14 protein-coding genes and 2 pseudogenes are annotated in these 24,762 nt (G+C 73.8%); 11 read left to right on the top strand and 5 right to left on the bottom strand.

Annotated elements, in window-relative coordinates:
• Nucleotides 1-180 precede the first annotated feature (180 nt).
• Complete coding sequence (locus ON36_RS20215) at nt 181-969, top strand: SAM-dependent methyltransferase (protein ID WP_043655925.1); 789 nt, start codon at nt 181-183, stop codon at nt 967-969.
• A 42-nt stretch (nt 970-1,011) separates the two neighbouring features.
• Here ON36_RS20215 and ON36_RS20210 read toward each other — a convergent pair whose 3' ends face one another.
• Nucleotides 1,012-2,340, bottom strand: a complete 1,329-nt coding sequence (locus ON36_RS20210) for a cytochrome P450 (RefSeq protein WP_043655879.1) — start codon at nt 2,338-2,340, stop codon at nt 1,012-1,014.
• A gap of 195 nt (nt 2,341-2,535) precedes the next feature.
• Here ON36_RS20210 and ON36_RS32895 point away from each other — a divergent pair, with 195 nt between their 5' ends.
• The 3 genes from ON36_RS32895 to ON36_RS20195 are packed head-to-tail and all read left to right on the top strand — an operon-like array spanning nt 2,536 to nt 16,396.
• On the top strand, nt 2,536-12,648 hold the full coding sequence (locus ON36_RS32895; RefSeq protein WP_052314169.1) for a type I polyketide synthase: 10,113 nt from the start codon (nt 2,536-2,538) through the stop codon (nt 12,646-12,648).
• Complete coding sequence (locus tag ON36_RS20200) at nt 12,645-15,332, top strand: thioester reductase domain-containing protein (protein WP_245558141.1); 2,688 nt, start codon at nt 12,645-12,647, stop codon at nt 15,330-15,332. The genes ON36_RS32895 and ON36_RS20200 overlap by 4 nt, the downstream gene beginning before the upstream one ends.
• Entirely contained in the window at nt 15,329-16,396 is a 1,068-nt protein-coding gene (locus ON36_RS20195) for an alpha/beta hydrolase (protein WP_043655876.1), read from the top strand. The genes ON36_RS20200 and ON36_RS20195 overlap by 4 nt, the downstream gene beginning before the upstream one ends.
• On the opposite strand, the gene ON36_RS20190 is transcribed toward ON36_RS20195, so the two are convergent.
• Nucleotides 16,379-17,383, bottom strand: coding sequence for a Gfo/Idh/MocA family protein (locus tag ON36_RS20190; protein WP_043655873.1), 1,005 nt, complete (start codon nt 17,381-17,383; stop codon nt 16,379-16,381). The two genes, ON36_RS20195 and ON36_RS20190, sit on opposite strands and share 18 nt — an antisense overlap.
• 68 nt (nt 17,384-17,451) lie before the next feature.
• On the opposite strand from ON36_RS20190, the gene ON36_RS20185 reads away from it, so the two are divergent.
• Together ON36_RS20185 and ON36_RS20180 are read left to right on the top strand one after the other, a co-directional pair.
• On the top strand, nt 17,452-18,741 hold the full coding sequence (locus ON36_RS20185) for a glycosyltransferase (RefSeq protein WP_043655870.1): 1,290 nt from the start codon (nt 17,452-17,454) through the stop codon (nt 18,739-18,741).
• An 8-nt stretch (nt 18,742-18,749) separates the two neighbouring features.
• Nucleotides 18,750-20,003, top strand: a complete 1,254-nt coding sequence (locus tag ON36_RS20180; RefSeq protein WP_043655868.1) for a glycosyltransferase — start codon at nt 18,750-18,752, stop codon at nt 20,001-20,003.
• Between the two features lie 97 nt (nt 20,004-20,100).
• On the opposite strand, the gene ON36_RS20175 is transcribed toward ON36_RS20180, so the two are convergent.
• Entirely contained in the window at nt 20,101-21,324 is a 1,224-nt protein-coding gene (locus tag ON36_RS20175; RefSeq protein ID WP_043655865.1) for an oxygenase MpaB family protein, read from the bottom strand.
• Between the two features lie 100 nt (nt 21,325-21,424).
• Between ON36_RS20175 and ON36_RS20170 the strand changes: the two genes are divergently transcribed.
• Entirely contained in the window at nt 21,425-22,060 is a 636-nt protein-coding gene (locus ON36_RS20170) for a TetR/AcrR family transcriptional regulator (RefSeq protein WP_157224957.1), read from the top strand.
• Between the two features lie 6 nt (nt 22,061-22,066).
• Here the strand turns inward: ON36_RS20170 and ON36_RS36670 are convergent, their stop codons facing one another.
• Nucleotides 22,067-22,192 carry a hypothetical protein gene (locus tag ON36_RS36670; protein ID WP_281004885.1) on the bottom strand — a complete coding sequence of 42 codons (126 nt, stop codon included), beginning with the start codon at nt 22,190-22,192 and terminating at the stop codon, nt 22,067-22,069.
• Between the two features lie 77 nt (nt 22,193-22,269).
• Between ON36_RS36670 and ON36_RS36835 the strand changes: the two are divergent.
• From ON36_RS36835 to ON36_RS20160, 4 genes and pseudogenes are all read left to right on the top strand, one after another.
• Nucleotides 22,270-22,442, top strand: a pseudogene (locus tag ON36_RS36835) (homogentisate 1,2-dioxygenase); the annotation flags it as partial.
• Nucleotides 22,443-22,517: 75 nt separating this feature from the next.
• On the top strand, nt 22,518-22,946 hold the full coding sequence (locus tag ON36_RS36830) for a homogentisate 1,2-dioxygenase domain-containing protein (RefSeq protein ID WP_308418263.1): 429 nt from the start codon (nt 22,518-22,520) through the stop codon (nt 22,944-22,946).
• A pseudogene (locus ON36_RS36825) lies at nt 22,907-22,990 on the top strand (aldehyde dehydrogenase family protein); the annotation flags it as partial. The gene ON36_RS36830 and the pseudogene ON36_RS36825, both read left to right, overlap by 40 nt.
• Before the next feature lie 253 nt (nt 22,991-23,243).
• On the top strand, nt 23,244-24,161 hold the full coding sequence (locus tag ON36_RS20160; RefSeq protein ID WP_245558140.1) for a hypothetical protein: 918 nt from the start codon (nt 23,244-23,246) through the stop codon (nt 24,159-24,161).
• A gap of 38 nt (nt 24,162-24,199) precedes the next feature.
• On the opposite strand, the gene ON36_RS20155 is transcribed toward ON36_RS20160, so the two are convergent.
• Nucleotides 24,200-24,760 carry a DUF5134 domain-containing protein gene (locus ON36_RS20155; RefSeq protein WP_043655857.1) on the bottom strand — a complete coding sequence of 187 codons (561 nt, stop codon included), beginning with the start codon at nt 24,758-24,760 and terminating at the stop codon, nt 24,200-24,202.
• Nucleotides 24,761-24,762 lie beyond the last annotated feature (2 nt).

Raw genomic sequence — 24,762 nt, 5'->3', positions numbered from 1 at the left:
CGGCCACCCCCCGGCCACCTTCGGCACCGCCGAATTCCGGCGAAAACCGCACTGCTTCCGATCAAGCCCCCACGGGCCCGGCGAATCTTGTACTGTCGCAACAGATCAGATGCTGTGCCGCTACTGGTGGTTCTGCGCCGGGGTGGCTACCGCTGTCAGTCCCGCATAGGAGCAATGCTCATGGCCGACACGAACGTCCCGGTGATCCGCACCGATATCCCGCATTCGGCGCGGATCTGGAATTACTGGATGGGCGGAAACGACAACTACGAGATCGACCAGATCGCCGGTGACGCCGGGCTGGCCGTCGACCCCGAGATCGCCACCATGGCCTCGCAGTCGCGGCAGTTCCTCATCCGCGCGGTGCGTTTCCTCTCCGAGGAGCGGGGCATCCGCCAGTTCCTCGACATCGGCACCGGCCTGCCGACCATGCAGAACACCCACGAGGTCGCCCAGAGCGTCAACCCCGACGCCCGCATCGTCTACGTGGACAACGACCCGCTGGTCCTGACCCACGCCAGGGCCCTGCTGACCAGCACTACCCCCGAGGGGGTCACCACCTACATCGACGCCGACTTCCACGAGCCGGAACAGATCGTCGCCGACGCCCGCAACGTCCTGAACTTCAACGAGCCCATCGCGGTGATGTTCATGGGCGTGCTCGGGCACGCCAGGACCTACGAGGACCTGCTGCGCATCGTGCGGACCGTGATCGACGCGGTGCCGTCGGGCAGCCACCTGATCATGTGGGACGGCACCGACGACAGCCAGGCCTACGTCACCCTGTGCGAGAACTACACCGGCACCGGCGGCACCCCCTACATCCCGCGCCCCCAGGCCCAGATCCGCGCCGTCTTCGACGGTCTGGAAATGGTCGAGCCCGGATTCACCTCCATCACCCAGTGGCGTCCCGAGGGCATCGCGCGCAAGGCCATCTCGGCCTACGGCGCCGTGGCGCGCAAGCCCTGACCCGGTGCGCGGCGGCACCGGGCCCGATCCGGACCGGTGCCGTCAGCGCGGCAGCAGGGTGACGCGGGCGTTGTCGGCCGGGCTCAGGCCGGTGTGATAGCGGCGCGGCGGTTCCAGGTGCCCGGGCGTGGTGGCGATCCGGCGCTGCGCGAGGACGGTGCGGAACAGGATGCGCGCCTCGGCCAGCGCGAACTGCGCGCCGAGGCAGCGGTGGGCGCCCGCGCCGAAGGTGAGCCAGGTGCTCGTGCTCGGCCGCTGATCGAGGAATCGTTCGGGGCGGAACGCCATCGGGTCGTCGTAGTGGTGCTCGGATTCGTGGATCAGCAGGATCGGGACGATCACGATGGCGCCCCGCGGGATCGCGATGCCGTTGATCTCGGTGTCGCGCAGGGCGCGGCGGCCGGTGAACGGGGAGACCGGGCGCAGCCGCATGACCTCGGCGACGACGGCGTCGAGGTAGGCGTCGAGCCGCTCGGTGTCGCCCGCGTCGACCGCCGCGTCGACCTCGGCCATGGCCTGCGGGTGCGCGGCCAGCATGGCCGCGATCCAGCCGAGGGTGATGGCGGTGGTCTCGTAGGCGCCCAGCAGGATGCCGCGCATGTTGCGGGCGAGGCCGACGTCGTCGTTGCGGTCGATGTCGGTGCCGATGTAGCGGGACAGGACGTCGCGGCGGGCGCCCGCGGGCGCCGGGTCGGCCCGGCGGGCGGCGATCTCCTCGAGCACGACCGCGTCCACCGCGTCCTGGGCCCGGCGCAGCGGCGGATAGGGGATGGTGAGCCCGCCGATGAACGGCGTGATCAGCGTGACCGCGAGGAATCCCCGGCTCTCGATCTCGCCGAACCAGGCGCTCACCGCGTCCTTCAGCCGGTCCCGGCGCTCCGGGGCCACATCGCCGAACACCACGCCGAGCAGCACCCCGATCGCCAGGTCGTAGCCGGCCTTCAGGAATTCGAACGGTTCGCCCACCGGCCAGTTCGGCAGTTCGCGCTCGACGACCTCGATCATCAACTCCTCGTAGGAGCGCAGCGCGGCGGTCTGGAACGGCGGCGCGAAGTGCTTGCGCTCGGCCCGGTGCGCGTCGCCGTCGAGGAAGATCATGGTCTGTTTGCCGAACATGACGTCGTGGCTGGAGAAGCGGCTCAGCACCTCGCCGATGGAGAAGTCGTCGTTGTTGGCGAACAGCGCGCGCACGTCGCCCGGTTCGTGGGTCACCAGCAGGGTGGGGAAGCCGGGCGGGGTGACGACGAACCGTTCGCCGAACGCCAGCAGCGGCGAGCGGTGGGTGCCCGGACGCAGCAGGCCGCCGAGCTCACCGAGCCGGCGCAGGGGCAGTCGGGGCAGATCGCGCAGCGAGGTGAGTGTGTCGGGCACCCGGCCATCCTCACCGCTGACGGCGCGAAGCGCAATCACGAAAAGTGGCGCATAGCAGGAGAAATCGCCGACGCGATGCCCCCATTTCCGGGGGCGCGCTCCGCGTCCGCCCATGTTCGTGACTCCGGATGCGCGCCCCGAAGCCGGGCTATTGTGGGCCCCGTCAGCGGGTTCCACGGTCAGAGGACGTAGTACGTGCGCAACACTTTCGCCCAGACATTGTTCGACCAGGTCGAGAGCCGGCCGGACGCGGTGGTCTACCGATTCCTGGACAGCGGGGACACCGACGGCGCTGTGCGCGTGCTGACCTACGCCGAGCTGGGCAAGCGGGCGCGGGCGATCGGCGCGGTGCTCCAGGACTCCGGGCCGCGGCGCGCGCTACTGCTGTACCCGGCGGGCCCGGAGTTCGCCGAGGCGTTCTTCGGCTGCCTGGTGGCGGGCGTGGTCGCGGTACCCGCGCCGCTGCCGGAATGGGACAACCGTTCCCTGCGGCGGCTCCGCCGGATGGTCGCGCACGCCGAGGTCGACATCGTGCTCGCCCCCAGACAGGTGGTGGCCGGGTCCGCGGCGCTGTGCGCCGAGATCCCCGAACTCGCGGCGGTGCCGTGGTGTTCGACCGACGACCTGCCCGGCGCGGCGGCCCTGCGCTGGCGCGAACCGGATCTCGGCCCGGATTCGGTGGCGTTCCTGCAGTACACGTCCGGCTCGACCAGCGCGCCGCGCGGTGTCGTGCTGACCCACGCGAACCTGCTGCACAACCAGCGCGCGCTGGCCACCGGCCTCGGCCACCATCCAGGGGTGGCCGACTCCTGGGACGGCGCGCTGTTCGCCAGCTGGCTGCCGCTGTACCACGACATGGGCCTGATCGCGCCGCTGCTGCACACCGTCCATCAGGGCGCGAACTCGGTGCTCATGTCCCCGGTGCACTTCCTGCAGCGGCCGGAACGGTGGCTGCGGGCGATCTCGGAGTATCGCGCGCACACCAGCGGCGGCCCCAACTTCGCCTACGAACTGTGCCTGCGCCGGATCGCGCCGGACCGGCTCGACGGTCTCGATCTCGGGTCCTGGCGGGTGGCGTTCAACGGCGCCGAACCGGTCAGGGCGGCGACGCTGCGCCGCTTCGCCGACACCTTCGCCCGCGTCGGATTCCGGGCGACCGCGCAGCAGCCGGTCTACGGGCTCGCCGAGGCGACGCTGATCGTGACCGCGCCGCCGACGACCGCGGCACCGACCGTCGTGCCCGCGCCGGGCGGCCCGGCGCGCGGCGGCGAGGTCGTCGGCGTCGGCGCGGCGGTGGACGGCATGTCGCTGGCGATCGTCGATCCGGACCGCGGGCTGCCACGCGCCGACGGGGAGGAGGGCGAGATCTGGGTCGCGGGCGGCAGCGTCGCGGCCGGGTACTTCCGCGACGAGGACGCCACCGCCGCGGTGTTCGGCGCTAGGCTCCCCGACGACGACCGGCGCTACCTGCGGACCGGCGACCTCGGCTTCGTCGCCGAGGGCGAGCTGTTCGTCACCGGCAGGCGCAAGGACCTGGTGATCGTCGACGGCCGCAACCACTATCCGCAGGACATCGAGGCCACCGTCGAGTCCGCGCACCCCGACGTGCGGGCGGGCTGCGTGGCCGCCTTCGCCACCGAGACCGGCGCCGACGGGGAACAGCCGGTCGTCGCCGCCGAGGTCAGGAGCACCGACCCGGCGGCGCTGGCCGCGATCGAGGACGCGGTGCGCGGCGCGGTCGCGACCGAGCACGGGCTCACCCTCGCCGCCGTGCTGCTGATCCGGCCGGGCACCGTGTTCAAGACCAGCAGCGGCAAGATCCAGCGCTCGGCGTGCCGCGACGCCTACCTGTCCGGCGAGCTGCTCACCCTGCTCGCGGCGCCGATGCGCTCGCCGGAGGACGAGTTCGAGGACTACGGCGCCGAGGAGGAGGCGGCGGTGCCCGCGCCGCCCGGCGACGACCTCACCGCAGACACACTGCGGGCCTGGCTCGTCGCCGCCATCGCCCGCCAGGCCGTCCTGGATCCGGAGCGGATCGACGTGCACCGGCCCCTGGTCGAATTCGGGCTCGGCTCGGCCGATCTGGTGGAACTCGTCGTCGACCTGTCGGACTTCACCGGCCGCTTCATCGACACGAACCTGTTCTTCGACCACCCCACCATCGACGGGGTCGCGGCGGTGCTGACCGGCACCGAACCCGAGCCGCCCGCCGCCGAACCGGCCCCGGCGCCGCCGCAGGCCGCCACCGGGGACACCGACGACGACGCGATCGCCCTGATCGCCATGTCGTGCCGGTTCCCCGGCGCGGCCGACTCACCCGAGGCGCTGTGGCGGCTGCTCGACGAGGGCCGCGACGGGCTCGGCGAGGTGCCGCCCGGCCGCTGGGACATCGACGGCCTCTACAACCCGGACACCACCGCGACCGGCACCGCCTACACCTTCCGCGGCGGCTACGTCGACGGCATCGACCGGTTCGACGCGGCGTTCTTCGGGATCGGCCCGCGCGAGGCGGCCGTCATGGACCCGCAGCAGCGGATGATGCTGCAACTCGCCTGGGAGGCCGTCGAGCGGTCGGGCCGGGATCCGCGCACCCTGCACGGCAGCGCGACCGGGGTCTACCTCGGCGTCTACAGCACCGGCTACCTGGCCGACCCGGCGCCCGAACAGCTCAACGGCCAGGTGGGCACGGGTCTTTCCCCCGCGGTCGCCTCGGGCCGGATCTCCTACACCCTGGGGCTGCACGGCCCCTCGGTCACCCTGGACACCGCGTGCTCGTCCTCGATCGTCGCCATGCACCTGGCCGTGCAGGCGCTGCGGGCCGGAGAGTGCGATCTCGCGCTGGCGGGCGGGGCGACGCTGCTGATGTCGCCGATCGCGCACATCGAGCTGTGCCGGCTCGGCGTGCTGTCGCCGACGGGCCGGTGCGCGCCGTTCTCCGCCGAGGCCGACGGCACGGTGTGGGCCGAGGGCGCGGGCATGGTGCTGCTCAAACGGCTCGGGGACGCGCGCCGCGACGGGGACCGGGTGCTGGCGGTGATCCGTGGGTCCGCGGTCAACCAGGACGGCCGCAGCCAGGGGCTCAGCGCGCCCAACGGCGCCGCGCAGGAACAGGTGCTGCGGTCGGCGCTGCGCGCGGCGGGGCTGTCGCCGGACGACATCGACTACGTCGAGGCGCACGGGACCGGCACCGCGCTGGGCGACCCCATCGAGGCCCGCGCCCTGGCCCGGGTCTTCGGGCCCGGCCGCGATCCGGCGCGGCCGCTCGGCATCGGCTCGCTCAAGTCCAATCTCGGGCACACCCAGGCCGCGGCGGGCGTCGCAGGCGTCATGAAACTGGTGCTCGCCCTCGAACACGGGCGCATCCCGGGCACCGTGAACGTGCGCACGCCGTCGCCGCAGGTCGACTGGGCGCACGCCGGGGTGGCGGTGCGCTCGCGAACCGAACCCTGGCCGCGCGGCGACCGGCCGCGCCGGGCGGGGGTGAGCGCGTTCGGGCTCAGCGGCACCAACGCGCACCTGATCCTCGAGGAGGCCGCGCCCGCACCGGCCGAGCCGCCGCGGGAATCGGCGGGAACCGTGGCGCTGCTGCCGATCTCGGCCCGCAGCGAGACCTCGCTGCACGGGCAGGCCCGGCGCCTGCTCGCGCGGGTCCTGTCCGATCCCACCCTCACGCCGTCGCCGGTGTCGCGCGCGCTGGTGGTGCAGCGCACCCCGTTCGAGCGGCGCGCGGTCCTGGTCGCCGCCGACCGCGACGCCATGATCGCCGCCCTGGACGACATGGTCGAGGGCCGCTCCTCGGCGGACGTGGTGATCGGGTCCGGCCCGGTGCTCACCAACGCCAAGACCGCCTTCGTCTTCCCGGGTCAGGGCATGCAGTGGGTCGGCATGGCCCGCGACCTGCTCCCGGCCGACGCGGAGTTCCGGGCCGAATTCGCGCGCTGCGACGCGGCGTTCGGCACCCACCTCGGCTGGTCGCTGACCGAGCGCCTGACCGCGCTGACCGAGGCGGACCTGATCGACTTCCCCGTCGTGCAACCGCTGCTGTTCGCGACGATGGCCGCGCTCGCCGCGTCCTGGCGGGCGGTGGGTGTCGCGCCGGACGCCGTCGTCGGGCACAGCCAGGGCGAGATCGCCGCCGCCTACTGCGCGGGCGCCATCGACCTGGACACCGCCGCGCGGATCGTGGTCACCCGCAGCCGGTTGATGTCGGATCTCGACGAGCCGGCGGCCATGGCGATGATCGGCCTCCCCGAGCCGGAGGTGGCCGCCCGGCTCGGCGCGCTGGACGGGCGGGTCTCCGTCGCCGCGGTCAACGTGCGGCGCTCGACCATCGTCGCGGGCGAGCAGGCGGCGGTGGCCGAGCTGCTGGCCGACCTCGACGCCGCCGGGATCTACACCCGCCTCGGCGCCTCCGGGCCCGGGCTGGCCGGGCACTGCCGCATGATCGAGGCGATCCGCGACCCGTTCACCGCGCGGCTGGCGGATCTCGTCGCCGACGTGCCCACCGTCGCCTGGTATTCCACGGTGACCGGCGAACCGGTGACCGAGGCGCAGGCCGGACCCGGCTACTGGTACCGCAACGCCCGCGACACCGTGCGGTTCGCGGCGACGGTCGAGCGGATGATCGCCGACGGGTTCCGCTACTTCGTCGAGCTCGGCGCGCATCCCTCGCTCACCGCGGCGGTGCAGGCCGCCGCGGAGAACTCGTCCCGCGAGATCGTCGCGGTGGGGTCGCTCGTGCGGGACCAGGACGGACCGACGAGCCTGGCCCGCGCCCGCGCCGCGCTCTACGCGGGCGGGCACGACCTCGACTGGTCCCGGCTGATCCCCGGCACCGGGCGGATCGACCTGCCCACCTACGCCTTCGACGAGCGCCGCTTCTGGACCGAGGGCGCCCGCCGCGACACCGCCGCGCTCGGGCTCGACGACCTCGATCACCCGGTGCTGGGTGCCGCGGTGCCGCACCCGGATTCGGACGGCGTCACCCTCACCGGGCGGCTCACCCGGGCGCGTCAGCCCTGGGTCGCCGATCACGCCGGTCCGACCGCCGTCCTGATACCCGGTGCGGCCCTGGTGGAATGGGCCGTCCGCGCCGGCGACGAAGTCGGCTGCCCCGTCGTGCGCGACCTCGTGCTGCGGGCACCGCTGCTCGTGCCCGACCACGCCGCGCTCCGGATCCAGGTCGTCGTCGGCGGCGAGGCCGGGGGTAGGCGGAGCGTGCGGATCCACGCCCGCGACGAGCGCGAACCCGACGCGCCGTGGACCCTGCACGCCGAGGGCACGGTGTCCGGCGAGACGGACGAGCCGGCCGGGACGGCGCCGGGATCGCCGGTCGCCGCGGCCTGGCCGCCCGTGGACGCCGAGCCGGTCGACACCGGCGACCTCTACGCCCGCCTGGCCGCCCGCGGCCACCGCTACGGCCCGGTGTTCCAGGGCGTCCGGGCGATCTGGCGTCGCGGCGAGGACCTCTTCGCCGAGATCGAGCTGGCCGAGCAGGCCAGGGCCGACGCGGCCCGATTCGGCATCCACCCGGCCCTGCTGGACGCCGCCCTGCACCCCACCGCCCTGCACGCCGCCGACGGCGACCACGCGCTGCTGCCCTTCGCCTGGTCCGACGTCGTCCTGTCCGCCACCGGCGCCACCGCGCTGCGCGTCCGGCTGACGCGCTCGGGCCCCGACACCGTCACCCTCGCCGCCACCGACCGCGACGGGCGCCCGGTGATCTCGGTGGGCTCGCTGCTGCTGCGCCCGGTCGACGCCGCCCACTGGCGCGCCGCCGCGGCGGCCTCGGCCGACCGCCACCTGTTCCGGCTGACCTGGCACCCCGCCGCGGCGCCCGAAGCCGTACGCCCGCGCACGGTGGCCCGCTGGGACCCCGCCGGTCCGGGCACGGCCGAGGTGCTGGTCCTGCCCGTGCCGGAGGGGGAGGCGCCCGCCGAGGTCCACGACATCGCCCAGCGCGTCCTGGCCGACCTGCAGACCTTCCTGGGCGACCGCCGTTTCGAGCGCTCGACACTCGTCGTCCACACCCGGCGCGCCGTGGCCACCGGCGACCCCGAACCCGGCGGGCCCGGCCCCGATCCGGCGGGCGCGGTCGTCTGGGGCCTGGTCCGATCGGCCCAGTCGGAGAATCCCGGCCGGATCGTGCTGCTCGATTCGGCCGACCCCGCACCGGATTTCGCCACGCTGCCCGCCCTGGACGAACCCCAGATCGCCGTCCGCGACGGTCACCCGCTCGTCCCGCGCCTGGCGCGCCGTACCGACGCCGGGCCGGGCCGCGCCGGAAAGCCCTCGCCGAGCCGAGGATTCGGTCCGGGCGCGGTCCTGGTCACCGGCGCGCCGGGGCGTTTGGGGTCGGCGCTGGCCCGGCACCTGGCCGACGCGCACGAGGTGCGGGACCTGGTGCTGGTCAGCCGACGCGGCATCGACGGCCCGGGCGGCGCCGCGCTGCGGGACGAGCTCGAAGGGCGCGGCGTGCGCGTGCGCTTCGCCGCCTGCGACCTCACCGACCGCGCCGCGCTGGCCGCCCTGCTCGACGGGCTGCCGCTGGCCGGCGTCGTCCACGCCGCCTGCGTGCTCGACGACGCCACCATCGGGTCGCTCACCCCCGCCCAGCTCACGGCCGTCCTGCGGCCGAAGGTCGACGCGGCGTGGCACCTGCACGAGCTCACGGCCGAGCGCCCGCCCGCGGTCTTCGTCCTGTTCTCGGCGGCGGGCGGGCTGTTCGGCACCCCGGGGCAGGCCAACTACGCCGCGGCCAACGCCTACCTCGACGCGCTGGCGCTGCGCCGCCGGTCACTCGGGCTGCCCGCGCAGGCACTGGCCTGGGGCGCCTGGGACGTCGACGTGCACGACCACCTCGCGCGGGCCGACATCGCCAGGATCGCCCGCGCAGGCGTGCGCGCGTTCCCCGTCGCCGACGGCATGGCCTGCTTCGACGCCGCGCTCGCCCACGACGACCCGTTCGTCGTCCCGCTGCTGCTCGACACCGCCGCGCTGCGGGAGTCGCCGGCTGTGCCGCCGCTGCTGCGCGGGCTGGTCCGCCGGACGCCGCGGCGCGCGACGGCCGGGAGCGCCGCCGCCGACACGGTCACCGCGTCGCGGCTCGTCCGGGACCTGCGCGCCGCGCCGCGTGCGGACGCCGTCGCCGCCGCCACCGCCGCGCTGGCCGCGTGGACCGGGGAGGTGCTCGGGCACACCGAGGGGGAGCGGGTGCCGACCGAGAAGTCCTTCCACAGCCTCGGGCTGGATTCGCTCATGGCGGTGGAACTGCGCAACAAGGTTCGTGAGCACACCGGGGTCACCGTGCCCCTCGGCGCGATCCTCGCCGAAGCGAGCCTCACCGACCTCGCCGGTCACCTCGTGGACCAGCTCGGCGAGCAGGGCGACGGCGCCGCGCCGGGGGACCCGGCCGAGGCGTCCGAGGCGTCCGGGGTGCCCGAGGTCGAGGTCCTGCCGGTCACCGCGGACATGATGCGGCTGCTGCGCACCGAACAGCTCGGCATCCCGGGCGCGGCCCAGACCGGCGGCGTCGCCGTGCGCGTCCCGGTCCGGATCACCCCCGACCGGCTCGATCGGGCCCTGGCCGGTCTGGCCCGGCGGCACGCGGCCCTGCGCGCGGGCATCCGCCTCGGCGAGGTGCACGGCCGGGAGCTGGTCATCCGGCGCGACGCCGTGCCGACGGCGACCTGGCGCACGCTCGACCACCTCGACGACGCCGTGGCGCGGGAACACTTCCGCGCCCTGCTCGCGCCCCCGTTCGACCTGGCCGCGGGTCCGCTGTGGCGCTTCGAACTCCTCGACGCCGCCTCCGGGCAGATCCTGCTCGTCGGGGCGCACCACAGCATGAGCGACGTGCAGTCCATGCTCCTCGTCGCCGGGGAACTCGCCGCCGACCTCGCGGGCACGCCCCTGGCCGACACCGTGAGCAACCGCGACCTGCACCAGCTGGTGGCCGCCCAGCCGACCCGCCGCGACGACGGCGCGGCCGCCCGCTGGCAGGCCGCCTTCGCCGGGGCCCGGCGCCTCGACCTGACCCTGGCGAGCCCCCGGCCCGCGGCCCGCAGCTACCGGGGCGAGGCGCTCGCCCTCGACCTGCCCGCCGGGCTGCACGACCGGGTCGCGGAGCGCGCCAGGGAACTCGGGATCACCCCGGCCGCGGTGTTCCTCGGGGCGCTGGCGATCACGCTGGCCCGCCTGCGGCAGGTCGACCGGTTCGCCCTCGCGGTGCCCGTGGACACCCGCATGCACGCCGACGCGACCGGCGCCGTCGGGTACTTCGGTGTGCCCGTGCCCTTCCCGGCCACCGTCGCCCCGGGCGACCGCGTCGGTGACGTGCTGCGCCGCACCGCCGACGGCCTGCGCGCACTGCTCGCCCCCGGGGCCGGCTTCGCCGATATGCTGGCCGCGCTGGCCGGCGCCGGCCTGCACCGTGACGGCGCGCCGCTGGTGGAGGTCTACTTCAACTACCTGCGCGCCAACTCCGCCGTCTCCGCCGCCGAGATCGTCCCGGTCGGCACCGGGTTCTCGGACCTGGACCTGATGGTGGCCGTGCTCCCGGACACCGGCCGGGTGTGGCTCACCTACAACACCGACATCATCGACGAGCCGTCCTGCGCCGCCCTCGGCCGGGACTACCTCGCCGCGGTCGCGGCCGCCGTCGCCGATCCCGGGGCGCCCGCACGGCCGGAAACCGGCGCCGCGGAGTCGGATTCGGAGATCCGGGTGGCTCTGGGCGCGACGTTCGCGCTGGGACACCTGACCGACCTGCTGGCCGCCGCGGCCACCGAGGTCGCGCTGACCGTCGCCGAGGCGCCCTATCACCACGTGCTGTCGTGCCTGCGGGATCCGTCGAGCGTGTTCGCCCAGGACTCGACCGATCTCGGCGTCGTCCTGGTGCGCGGCGCCGACCTCGAACGCTTCGGCGAGGTCACCGACGACCTGCTCGCCGAGCTCGCCGACGAGTTCCCCGCGGCGGTGCGGGATCTCGTCGACCGCACCCGGCGACCGCTCGTGGTCGGGTTCCCGCCGCAGCGGCGGGCGGGGGAGCGGTTCGCGGCCTGGGAGCGGCTCGTCGCCGACCGGCTGCGGGAGGTGCCCGGCGTCGCGGTCCTCGACGGCGCCGCGATCGCCGCCGCGTATCCGGTCGCCGAGCCCTTCGACGAGCGGACCGAGATCCTCGCGCACCTGCCGTTCACCCCGGAGTACCAGGCCGCCATGGCGCTGACCCTGGCCGCCACCGTCACCGCCGCCGCCGAACCGGCGCCCAAGGTGATCGTGGTCGACGGCGACGACACCCTGTGGAGCGGCACCGCGGGCGAGATCGGCGCCGCGCGCGTCGGTTTCGACGCCCCGCGCCGCGCGCTCGCGGCCCGGCTGCGGCAGTGGCGGGACGCGGGGACCCTGCTCGTGCTGCTGTCCAGCAACGACGACGACATCGTGCGCGCCGTCCTCGACCGGCCGGACAGCCCCCTCGGCTACGCGGACTTCGCGGTGGTCGCCACCGGCTGGGCCACCAAACCGGAACGCCTCGCCTCCGTCGTCGGCGATCTCGGCCTCGCCCTGGACACCGTCTGCTACCTCGACGACAACCCCGTCGAGATCGCGCGCATGCGCGCCACCCTGCCCGAGGTGCTGTCGGTGACCTGCCCGCCCGCCGCCGAACTCGATGCCCTGCTGACCCGGCTGTGGCCCGCCGTCCCCCTGGCCACGACGGCCGAGGACCGCGCCCGCGCCGACTTCTACCGCGCGGACGCGGCCCGCGACGATGCCCGCGCCACCATGGAATTCGAGCAGTTCCTCGCCGGGCTCGACCTCGAGGTCCGGATCGAGCCGCTGACCGAGGACACCGTCGCGCGGGCACATCAGCTCGTCCGGCGCACCACCCAGTTCGCGCTCGGCGCCGTCACCGTCGACGACTTCGAGCGCGGACGCGCGGGCGCGGAGGTCTGGACCGCCACGGCCCGTGACCGATTCGGGGACTACGGCCTGATCTCGGTCCTCACCCTGCGCGCCGACGCGGAGGCGGTGACCGTCACCGGCTGGCACCTGAGCTGCCGCGCCTTCGGCCGCGGCATCGAGGAACGCCTGCTGGCCCGCATCGCCGACCACGCCGACACGCTCGGCCGCCCGACCGTCCACCTGACGGTCGAGCCCACCGCGCGCAACACCCCCGCCCGTCGCCTGGCCGCCCGGCTGCGGGGCGACGACGACTGGGACGGACCCCAGAAGGTCTCGGTCACCCCCGACCGCCTGCGCGCGTTCCGCTCCTGGCGCACCCCGGCCGAGACCTCGGAGGCCCGCCGATGACCCCGGACCGCCCGCCCGCCGACCGCCGCGCCCGTGGCGAGGCCGTCGACCGCGGCGCGGCGCCGTCGGACATCGCGCGCCTGCTCGCCCGGGTCGGCCGGACACCCCCGGCCGCTGTCGGCGTCGGCGGCGCTCCGGTCGGCGACGAGACCGGTCCGGAAGGAGACCACGGGGATACGGCCCTGCCGGGCGACGTGACTTCCGCCGGCGGCCGGCGTGACGCGGGCGTGCTCGGCGACGAAACCGGGCGTTCGACTCTCCCCGCGGGGACCGGCGACACACGGCGGCGCCGGGGCGCCGCCATCGACGGCGGGCAGGCCGGCACCGATGTCGCCACGTTGCTGGCGCGGGTCGGCATGGACCGAGGCCCGCTTCCGCGTCCCGTGCGAGCCGGCGAGGGACCCCGATCGGCCGATTCCGCTGCGCGACAGCCGGAATCGCGCGCCGAGACCGCGGCGCCGGGCGATCCCGGCTTCGGCGTCTCCCGGGCGGACGGTCCGGCCGACGACGTGCGGGTCGTCCCGACCTCGGCCGAGCCTCCGGCGGCCGACACCGAACCGCGCGATCCAGGGGCACCACGCCCCGCCGACCCGGCCGCGCTGGCGGCGAGGATCGCCACGGTCGCACAGCGTTTCGCCGCGACACCCGTCGACGTCGACACCGACTTCTTCGACGCGGGCGGCACCTCCGTGGCCGCCGTCGAATGGGTCGCCGCACTGGCCACCGACCTCGACATCCTCTTCGACCTCGACACCGTCTTCTTCGACGCCCGCCCCCGCCGGCTCGCCGCCCGCTGGCTGGCCGACCATCCCGCCTATGTGCCACCGCCGACCCGGTCGACCTCCACCGACAGACCGGTCGGTGGCGGCCGCTCCGGTCGAAATTCCGAGAACTTCCGGGACACCGACGATCTCGCGCTGCTCTTCGCCGATCTCGCCGGTGCCGACCGGCTACCGATCGTCGCGCCCGCGCCGAGGGAGGTCCCGCGCCGGATCCTGCTGACGGGCGCGACCGGGTTCCTCGGCAGCCATCTGCTGCTCGACCTGTTGCGGCACAGCGACGCGCACGTCGTGTGCCTGGTGCGGGCCGAGGACGACGCGGCCGCGGCGCGGCGGCTGGAGGAGGCGCTGCGCGGGTACGCGCTGCCGTGGTCGCGGGAGGTGCTGCGCCGGGTGACACCGCTGGCGGGAGACCTGCGCGAGCCCCGGCTCGGGGTGACGGCGGCGCGCTGGGAGACGCTGGCCGCCGAGGTCGACGCCATCGTCAACGCGGGCGCGGCCGTCGACTTCCTGCGCGGGTATCCCTCGCTGCGGCGGACCAACGTGCTCGGCACGCTGACGCTGGCGGAGCTGGCGTGCGCCACCCGGCCCAAGCCGATCCACCACGTCTCGTCGCTGGCGGTGTTCAACGGGACGGCGGCCGCGACGCTGGCCGAGGACGCGCCGCCCGCGAACGTGGCCGCCCTGCCCATCGGCTACGACCGGTCGAAATGGGCGGGGGAGGCCGTGCTGCGGCGGGCGGCCGAACACGGCGTGACCGTCACCGTGCTGCGGCCGGGCGGGATCGGCGGCCACCCGGAGACCGGCGCGCACAACCCGCGCGACCTCGGCACCGGGATCACCGCCGCCCTGCTTCGCTTCCGCACCGTGCCCGGGTTCCGGTATCTCAATGCGGCGCCGGTGGACTGGGTGAGCCGGGTCGCCGCCGGGATCGTCCTCGAGCCCGACGCGTGGGGGCAGACCTATCACCTCACGGGGCCACCGACCACCCTCGACCGGATCGTCGCCGAGACCGCCGTCGGCGGCATGGGGGTGCGCGTGCGGCACTGGGAAGAGTGGTGCGAGGAGGTGATCCGCGCGATCAGGACCGCGCCCGCCCCGGAGCTGGAACCGCTGGCCCAGGTGCTGGGGAGCCCGGTCGCCCGGCGCCAGCTGGCCGCGATGGTCGACATCGCCCCCGCCGACGCCCGCCGCACCGAGGCGTTCGCCGCCGCCCACGGGATCCCCGCGCCGAGCGACGCGGGACCCGCCCGCGCCGCGATGCTGGCGCTGGCTCCCCAGGCAGGCGAACATCCGTACCTGCGCTTCCGCGAGACCCTCGCGGGCACCCTCGCCCGTGGCGGCACCGAGTTCCCGTGCGAGCTGCGGCTCACCCTGTCGGTGGCGACCAGCGCGCGGATCTTCACCGCGCGGACCCTCGAGGTCGGCGGCGAACTCACGTGCCCGGCCCTGGCCGACCACCCGCTGACCGTGGCCGGCACGGCCGCGGTCCGGCCGCACGACGGCACGCCACTGCCCGGCGACCTGCGGCACCCGATCATGGTCTACCACCTGACCCTGCGCGACGACGACGGCGGCTCCTGGTGGTTCACCGGGTACAAGTTCGCCGCCGCCCGGCGGCGTTTCGTCCGCCAGCTCGGCACCCAGGTCGTCGAGATCGGCCGGACCGGCGCGCCCGCGGAGCTCACCGGCGAGGTCAGCGTGCCGCCGCACACCTACCTGCCCGACCAGATCGACGGCATCGAGATCGACCCGGACCTGCCCGAACGGCAGCGGAGGCTGGCGAAGATGCTGTGGCTGAGCTGGTTCGGCGGCCAGCTCGGCAAGTCCCTGATGGAACCGATGCTGCGCGCCGGCCTCGACCTGCTCGACCTGCGTCGCGCCCTGCGGAAGGAACGCCGATGAACCGACCCTCCCCGGCGCCCGCGGCGCCGGAGACGCTCACCGTCCGCACCGCCGACGGCCTCGACCTGCGGCTGCGGCGGATCGGGCCGGACGGCGCGCCCGCGGTGCTGCTCGTGCACGGGCACGGGGTCTCCTCGGAGATGTTCGCCCTGGCCGAGATCCGCAGCGTCGTCGACGTGCTCACCGACGCCGGCTACCAGTGCTGGCTGCTCGACTGGCGCGGCAGCCGGTCCCTGCCCTACAACGTCTCCGGCCCGCCCTACACCCTCGACGACGTCGCGCTCTACGACCTGCCCGCCGCCGTCGCCCGGATCCGCGAGCGCATCGCGGACCGGCCGCTGTTCGCGGTCGCGCACTGCGTCGGCGCCCTCGCGCTGGCGCAGAGCCTGACGGCCGGACTGCTGCCCGGGCTGGCCGGCGTCGTGGCCCAGGGCGTGTTCCTCACCCCGAAGGTCAGCACGTCGACCCGGATGCGGGTGCTGCTCGGCAGCGAACTGCTCGGCTCCCGCGTCGGTCATCTCGAATCGGACTTCCGCAAGGTCGGGTTGTGGTCGCGGCGCACGCTGCTCTACGCGGCGCTCTCGCGCAAGGGCGACTGCCCGGACCCGACCTGCCGCATGGTCCACCACGGCTGGGGGATGGGCGCGGAACTGTTCGCCCACGACCATCTCGACCCGCGCACCCACGACCGCCTCGCCGACCTGTTCGGCCCGATCCCGCTGTCGCTGCTGCCCCACCTGCGCCAGATGGAGATGGCGCACGCCGTCGTGCGCTGGAACCTCGACGACGACCGCTACCGCGCGCTCCCCGAGAACGCCCTCGACCACGCCGACCGCATCGACTGCCCCGTCCTGCTGCTGTCCGGCAGCCGCAACGCCACCTGGCCGGACTCGAACCGGCTGTGCCGCGACGTGCTCGCGGCGCGGGCGCCCGGGCTCGACGTCCGCTACACCGAGATCCCCTCCTACGGCCACCTCGACACGTTCATCGGCCGCGGCGCCGCGCTGGACGTGTTCGGGCACATCGCCGACTTCGTCGACGAACTCTCAGCTGGGCAGGCGTGATGGCAATCCGGCGGCGCGATAGACGGCATCGATGACGGTCATGGTGGCGACCGCGTCGTCGGGGCCCGTCGGCACCGGCGTGCCCCCGCGCACGGCGGCGACGAAGGCGTCGAGTTGGTAGTCGTAGGACGGGCGGCGACCGAACCGCAGCCGGCGGGTGCCGCCGCCGGACCGCACCGTCAGCAGATGGCCGTAGTGGGGCAGGACCGGGTTGAACAGCCGCATCCGGCCCCGGTCGCCGTCCACCGTCGCGCTCATCCGCAGCACGTCGGAGGACCACATCGAACAGCGGATCGACCCGGTGTGCCCGGCCGGGAACCGCAGCTCCGCCGACATGGCGCGGTCGACGCGCGGGTCACGGTGCGGCTTGGCCGTCGCCGAGACCACCTCCGGTTCCGCGCCGCCGAGCACCCGGGCCATGTGCACGGCGTAGCAGCCCGCGTCCATGAGGGCGCCCCCGGCCAGACCGTAGTCGTAGCGGATGTCGGAGAACTTCGGCAGCGGGAACGACATGGCCGCCTCCACCCGCGTCACGGTGCCCAGCTCGCCGGAGGCGATGATCTCCTCGGCCGCGCGGATCAGCGGGTGGTACCGGTAGTGGAAGGCCTCCATGACCACGCGGCCGGAATCGGCCGCGGCCGTGGCGATCTCCCGTGCCTCGTCGGCGTCGGCGGTGAACGGCTTCTCGCACAGCACGTGTTTGCCCGCCGCCAGGGCGGCGCGGGTCCAGCGGCCGTGCAGGCCGTTCGGCAGCGGGATGTAGACCGCGTCGAGGTCGGGATCGGCGATCAGCTCGTGGTAGTCGCCGACGACCCGGCCGATACCGTGCCTGCGGGCGAACCGCTGCGCGCGGGCCCGATCCCGGGCGGCCACCGCGGAGACGGTCACCGCCGGAGTGCGTCGCGCCGGTCCGATCAGCGCCGCGGGCGCGATCCGCGCGGCACCCAGCACGCCGAAACGGAGCGCGGCGGTGGAGTCCTCGGTCACGAGCAGACGGTAGCACCGGCACCCGCGACCCCCACGAAAACCACCGATCACGAACGGAAGTCGAGAGTATGCGCATCGCATTGCTGACCGCGGGCACCCGGGGGGATCACCAGCCGTATCTGGCCCTGGCCGACGAATTCGCCGCGCGCGGCCACGAGGTGAGCATCACCGCCACCGAGAACTACGCCGAGGTCGTGCGCCGGTCCGGGTTCGACCCGCACGTCATCCCGTTCAACTCCGCCGAACTCCTCGAATCGCCCGCGGCCAAGAGGGCCCTGTCGTCGGGGAAGACGCTGCCGTTCGTGCGGATCATGCTCGACACGGTCAAGATCATGACCGGCGAGCGCGGTGAACGCATGCACGAGGTGCTCACCGAGGCGTGCCGGGACGCCGACGTCATCGTCTCCTGCGCCTCGACCCTGCCGTGGGCCATGGAACGGGGGGAGAAGACCGGACAGCGGGTCGTCGGCTGCCTGCCCTATCCGCTCGAACGCACCGGCGAGTTCCCCTCGTCGTTCATGGTGAAGCGGATGATCCCCTGGTCGTGGTTGCGGCTGGCGAGCTATCGCGGCTTCGAACTCGCCTACGGGATCGCCTACCGCCGGGTCGACCGGCGGGTCAGGGAACTCATGGAACTGCCCGGCGCGCCGCGCAATCCGTTCCGCCGGATGCGGGAGGACGGGATCCCCCTGGTCCACATGGTCAGCCCGGTCCTGCTGCCCAAACCCGCCGACTGGCCGGACCGGTCGACCATCGTCGGCGCGCCGACCCTGCCCCAGCGGCTGCGCGGGGCCTGGGGCGAGGCCGAGGTCGACCCGGTCCTCGACGCCTGGCTCGACGAGGGCGAGGCCCCGATCTACTTCTGCCTGACCGGCATGCCCGTCCTCGACCCCGTCGGGGCCTGCGATCTGGTGGCCGCGGTCTGTCGCAGGCTGGGCGCGCGCGCCCTGGTCGCGGTCAAGGGCGACGGCTACCCGCGCGGGATCGGCTACGACCGGAACCTGTTCGTGCTCGACTCCTTCGACTACGACCGGGTGCTGCCCCGCTGCCGGGCCGTCGTGCACCACGGCGGCAGCGGCAACACCCACGACGTGCTGCGCTCCGGGCTGCCCGCCGTCGTCATCGGCGTGCACAGCGACCAGTTCTTCTACGGCTGGCGGATCGCGGACCTCGGTATCGGCGCCGACTTCCCCTATCCCGCGCTCACCGAGGACCGCCTGCACGACGCCCTGATCCGCACGCTGACGCCCGAAGCGCGCAGCCGCGCGGCCGAACTCGGCGAGGTGGTCTCGGCCGAGAACGGGGTGGCCGCGGCCGCCGACGAGGTCGAACGCCTCGCCGTCACCGCACCGGCCTGAGGTCGGCCGTGCACATCGCGCTCTTCACCGACTTCCACCCCGACTCCCTCGGCGGGGTGCAGACCGCGCTGCGCGCCCAGCGCGACGGGCTGCGCGGGCTGGGCCACCGGGTCACCGTCTTCACCGGTCCCGCACCGGATCCGGTCCCGCCCGATCCCGGCACGGTGGTGCTGGACACCGTCCCGTTCTCGATGAACAACGGCCTGCCGGTCGTGCTGCCGTCCCGCGCCAACCGGCGGCTGATCGACGCGGCCTTCGCCGAGCGCGGCCGGGTCGACGTCGTCCACGCCCTGACCCACTACGGCGGCGGCATCGCCGGCGCCCGCGCGGCGCGCAGGCACGGCCTCCCGGTCGTGCAGAGCATGCAGAGCCGCGACGACGCCATGATCGAGAAGTACGCGCCCGCACCGTATGCCGCCGCGCTCACCATGCGGCTGCTGCACGGCTGGTTCGTGCCGGCGGCCGCCCAGCCGGTGCGAACAGGCGACAGCCGCACCGTGCGGCTTGCCTGGCGCCCGCTCGTCGCCCAGGCCCAGGCCGCCGACCGGATCGTCGTCCCGACCGCGCACTTCGCCCGCCGCCTGGCCGAGCGGGGTGTCGACCGGCCGATCCACGTGGTGTCCAACGGGATCGACGACGCCCTGCTCGACGCGGTGGCCGCCCGCCCCGCCGGAGAGCGCGAGCGGCCGACGGCCGATGCCGCCGGGCGTCCCGGCGACGGCCGACCGCTGCGCGCCGTGTGGTGCGGCCGGTTCTCGCCCGAGAAGCGGCCGCTCGAGGCGATCGAGGTGGTGCGGCGGGTCCCGGGGTGCACCCTCGATCTCTACGGCAGCGGCCCCCTCGAGGACCGGGTCCGCGCCGCGGCGGCCACGACCGACCGCGTGCGCCTGCACGGCCGGGTCGACCAGGCGGCCTGCCTGGCCGCCATGCGCGACCACGATCTGCTGCTGCTCACCTCCGACTGCGACACGCAGGGCATGGTGCTGCTGGAGGCCGTGGCCACCGGCCTGCCGATCCTCTACTGCGACCCCGACCTGGCCGAAACCATCCCCGCGGCAGGCGGTCTGCGCACCGCCGACCGGTCGGTGGCGTCCTTCGCCGCCGCCGTCGAGGGTCTCGTGCGCGACCCGGCGCGCCTGCGTGCCCTGCGGGCGGCCCTGGCGCCGCACGCCGACGAGCCGCGTCAGTCGCGACACCTGGCCGCCCTCGTGTCGGTCTACACGCAGGCCCTCGAAGCGCCGCCGCTCCAGGGGCCTCGCTGAGGCGACGACGCGCCGGTCGGGGCCGGGTCGCGTCGTCGCCGGTCCGTTGCCGCCCGCGCGTCGCCGCGCCTCCGCGAGCCGCCGAGGCGGCGGCGGATCACGCGGCGGGGTGGACGTGGTGCGCGGAGTGGCCGATCTCGGCGCCGTGCCCGCCGGTCATCAGTTCCATGAGGGCGTCGATCTCCCGGGTGCCCCGCGCGGCCGCCCGGTCCCGGCCGCCGGGCAGGGTCCACGCGGCCACGCTGCGGGTCGCGTTGATCGGGAAACGGAGCAGCGGGTACCAGGGCGGGACGAACATCGGAAGGCCGAGGGAGCGCATGGCGAGCGGGCCGAGGAAGGTGCTGGTGATCGACAGGTGCTGGGAGCGGGCGAGGCGGCGGCGGAGGGCGGGGAACCGGCGGTAGTTCCAGGCGATCGGGTCGTCGATCATCGGGACCGCCAGCTGCTTGGACGATTCGTCGGGGTTCGACAGCGCGGCCAGGGTGTGCGCGAGCAGGCGGATGGCGTCGCGGAAGTCGACGGGGAGGAACTCCTCGCGGACGCCGAGCAGCCAGCCGACGTAGCGGGTGAAGTGCGCGATCGCCTCGGCGTCGGCCGGGCGCGGCAGGATGCCCATCCCCAGCCCGCCCGCGGTGGGTGCGATGAACGAGCCGACGATGGTGGCGGCCATGTCGGTCTGGTTGACCGGCACACCCCAGTCCTCGCCGCGCCAGTCCGGCAGCGCGGAGACGTGCCTGCGGACGAAGGAGTGGATGAGCCGAACCCGCAGGGTCGAGCGGTAGCCGAGGGCGCCGGGTCGCATGCCGCCGGGGGAGATCGCGTCCATCGCCCACTGCATCGTCTCGGCGAAGCGCTGGTTGGAGCCCTTCTCCAGGGCGCCGGTACGCAGCAGCGTCTTGTTGAAGCCGGAGAACATGTAGCCGCCGAGCAGGGAGACGTCGCGCGCGAGGAACATGCCGTCGGCGCCCGCCATGCGCATGGCGCGGGCCCCGCGATCGATCAGCTCCCAGTCGACCCAGCCCGGCGTCGCCTCGACCCGGGCGAAGAACTCGCGCAGGGGCTCCGGCGCGTCGGGCACGCGGTCGATGCCCTCGGCCAGGGCCCGGTCGAAGAGCGGACGCGTCTCGCGCAGGCCCGTCGCGGCCATCCACTCGAGCAGCCGGTCCATCGGCTCGTCACCCGCCATCAGCTGCTCGCCGAGTTCCCGCCAGTCGTCGGGGGAGGGGCCCCGCACGCCGTAGAGCCTCGCGAACAGGCGGATCACGCCGGGAGCGGTCCGGGGCCGGGCGGGATGACGGGTGGGAATGGTCGCGGCGGTCATCGGCACTCCTTTGTGTCGAGAGCAGGGCGTCTGCAATTGTGACTACGAGCGTATCTGGATACGTTCGTAGTCACAAGACGCGATGTGGGATACTCGGCGGGTGGCGTCAACGGAGCGGATGTACGGCGGTGTCAGCGCCGAGCGGCGGCGCGCCGAGCGGCGGCAACGGCTCCTCGACGCCGCGCTCGACATCATCGGCGAGCACGGCATGGCCGGGCTGTCGGTACGGGGCGTGTGCGCCCGCGCCGGCCTGACCTCCCGCTTCTTCTACGAGAACTTCCGCGACACCGACGCGCTGGCCGCGGAGCTCTTCGACGAACAGATGGCCCATGTGGTCGCGCGGGCCACCGGTGTGGTGACCGATCTCGACACGGCCGGCGATCTCCCCGGCAAGATCCGCGCGGCGGGCGAGCTCTTCCTCGACGAACTCACCCGCGATCCCCGTATCGCCCGCCTGGCCTGGACCGAGGCGCTGAGTCACCCGGCCCTGGCCGAACGCCGCCTCGCCGCCGTCCGACTCATCGCCGCCACCGGCGCGCAGTGGGCGCGGGAACTGCTCGACATCCCGCCCGGCCCTGATCCCCGACTGGACGCCACCTTCCTGCTGCTCATCGGCGGCTACTCCGAGATCGCCCTGGCCTGGCAGAACGGTGCCGTCGATCTCACCCGCGACGAACTCCTCGACTTCTGCCGCGACTTCACCCTCGCCCGCCTGGATCTGGCGACCCCGCGCTGAGCCGCCTCACGACGGCCGCAGCGCACCCTGCACGAACCGCCCGATGGCCTCCACCCGCTCCGAGGAGCCGGAGTCGCCGACCTGGACCACGGTCAGGATGACGGCGCTGAAGATGGATTCCAGGGCGATCACGGTGTCGTGGGGGTCGAGATCGGCCGTGACCAGACCCGCCTCCTGTCCCGCGCAGGGCGCGCCACAGGGACTCGCGGATGCGTTCGGACACTCCGTCGCCGTTCGAGCTGCCCGAGCTCGACCCGATCGGCGCCAACGGCCTGGCCCACGCCCGGCACTTCCGCTACCCCGTCGCCGCCCACCAGGACCTGGAGAGACGGTCGAGCTGGTACAGAAATTCGGCACCGACCTGTGGTCGACCGAGCTCGATCACTCGCCCCTCGACGTGGTGGCATGGCACGGCACCCACACTGCCTACCTCTACGACCTCGCCCGGTTCAACGCCATGGGCGCCATCGGATTCGACCACCCCGACCCGTCCATCTGCACCGTGCTCACCTCGCGCTCCGGCACCGTGGGCCAGGCCGACGTCGACTCCGTCTTCTTCCTCGCCCGCTGTAACGTCTCCGACCACTCCTTCCGCCCACCGCATTTCCACCGCACTGTGAGGACCGAGTTCATGGGCCTGATCGAGGGTGCCCACGACTCCAAGGCCGAGGGTTTCGTGCCCGGCGGCGGCAGCCCGCGCAACATGTGGGCCGCGCACGGTCCCGACCGCGAGATCTTCGACGCCGCCGGTGTCGCCGAACTGCTCCCGCAGAAGATCGAACGGTCGGCCGGGAGGAGTGCGCCGAACTCGTCGCCGGCGGCAACCGGGTCGGCCGCGCCGGCTACTGCGTCGAGCCGACCGTCTGCCGCGGCACCAACGATCTGACCATCGCCCGAGAGGAGATCTTCGGTCCCGTCGCCACAGTCATCAGCTTCTCCACGGCCGGGGAGGCGGTCCGCCTGGCCGATCAGACCCGCTTCGGGCTCGAGGTGCCCGATCTCGCGGTCCGCCGGTGTCCTGACGCGCGTGATGTCGCTCATAAACCTGGAGGCTTCGGGCTGGTAGAGGTGTCGGCGGTGTTCCGGACGCCTCGTTCGGTTCGCCTTTCGCGCAGCCACGGTGTCAGGATGATAGAAATTCGCTCAATTTCTATCACCGAGCGTGGAACGAGGAGGGCTTCACGTGGTTTTCAGATCGATGTCGGCGGTATCGGCCGGGATCGCGGCGGTGGTCATCGCATCGGGCGGTGTCACCGCCGCCGATCCCAATATCCAGCTGCCGGGCGTGGTGGACGACGGGATCACCAACTGCGGTGCGCTGAGCCCGCGTGCCGTCGCCGGGTGGATCGGCTCGGACTACCAGTTGCCGTCGCGGACGATGGACGAAACCTTCGGTGTCGCGCCGGACCGGGATTGGTGCACGACCGACGTCGGCTTCTCGACGTTGCGCTTCGGCGCCGAGGGCGCCACCTTCGGGGTGCCCGCCACGGTGGACGGGATCTTCCCCTACAACAACGCCGAGCTGGTGGCCCGCCCGACCTTCGAGGCCGGGCAGACGATGACCATGAACATCTCCGGCGCCCCGGACATGGTCGACCACAACGGAACCACCGGCTGGGGCGTCTCCAACCGCCTCATCGACCCGCGCGCGCTGATCGACCTCGAGATCGCCTGGTTCATGTACAACGGCTCGCACGGCCCGGTCGGTGCGGCGAGTGACGTGCTCGCGCCGGTGGCAAACCTGCTCGGCGCCGACATGCCGCACGGCTTCTTCCTCATGGTCAAGCGCGCGGGAACCCTGGTGCCGCAGATCAAGCTCATCGATGACAAGGTCCTCGCCGGTGACCACGCCTATGCGGTGCGCCTGGGGACCGAATATGTCGACTTCTTCATCGACGGCGAGAATGTCGGCAGCTTCCGCAACCCGCCGACCGGTGCCGCGACCGACCTGCTCGGGCTGAAAGCACCGCTGGCCGGCCAGGTCTGGCTCGACGGCAGTTACTGGTTCCCGCTGCCCATCCCGGAGTACAACGCGGCGCCGCAGGCGCTGACGGTGACCCGGTACCGGCAGGGTCCCACCGCGGATACTCCGCTCCGCTGATCGGCTCTTCCGGCGCCGTGAGGACGCGGCACCGGGTTTCAGCGCGAGGCGAGTGCGTGGAACAGCATCACCGCGGTCGCCGCGTCCATGACGAGGTGGGTGAACAACGGCCGCACCGGTTTCCGGCCGAAGCCCTGGTAGGCGAGTGCGCCCGTGGTGATCACGGCGTCCAGGACGAACAGGACCACCAGTGCCCAGCCGACGGCGGGGTACGGGACCGGCCCGACCATCGTGTGCCCGTGATGCTCGTGCGTGCTCCCCAGCGTCGTGTAGAGCATCGCGGCGGCCGCGACGCCATGATAGACGGCCGCCGCGGTGTCGCCACCGGTGCGCAAGGCCGCGGTGACCCACACCGCGGTCGCCAGGGTCAGCGCGCCGAATAACCAGCACCAGAACGTGTTCGGCAACTCCGCGCCCAACGGCGTCCACATGACCGCCATGGCCGTGAGCATGACGGCGTGCGCCGCTTCGGTCGCCCGGCCGCCGAAGCGGCGGCGCCGCACCGGATCTTCCCGCAGGCCCAGGATCGCGGTCGCGGTCGCGGTCGAACACAGGGCGATCGCGATCCAGCGCAGTGGATCCGGGAGCGAGTGCGTCACGG

Source organism: Nocardia thailandica NBRC 100428 (assembly GCF_000308795.1).
Lineage (GTDB): Bacteria > Actinomycetota > Actinomycetes > Mycobacteriales > Mycobacteriaceae > Nocardia > Nocardia thailandica.
The sequence above is the reverse complement of the archived record's forward strand: the minus strand, read 5'-3'. Positions and strand labels throughout refer to the sequence as shown.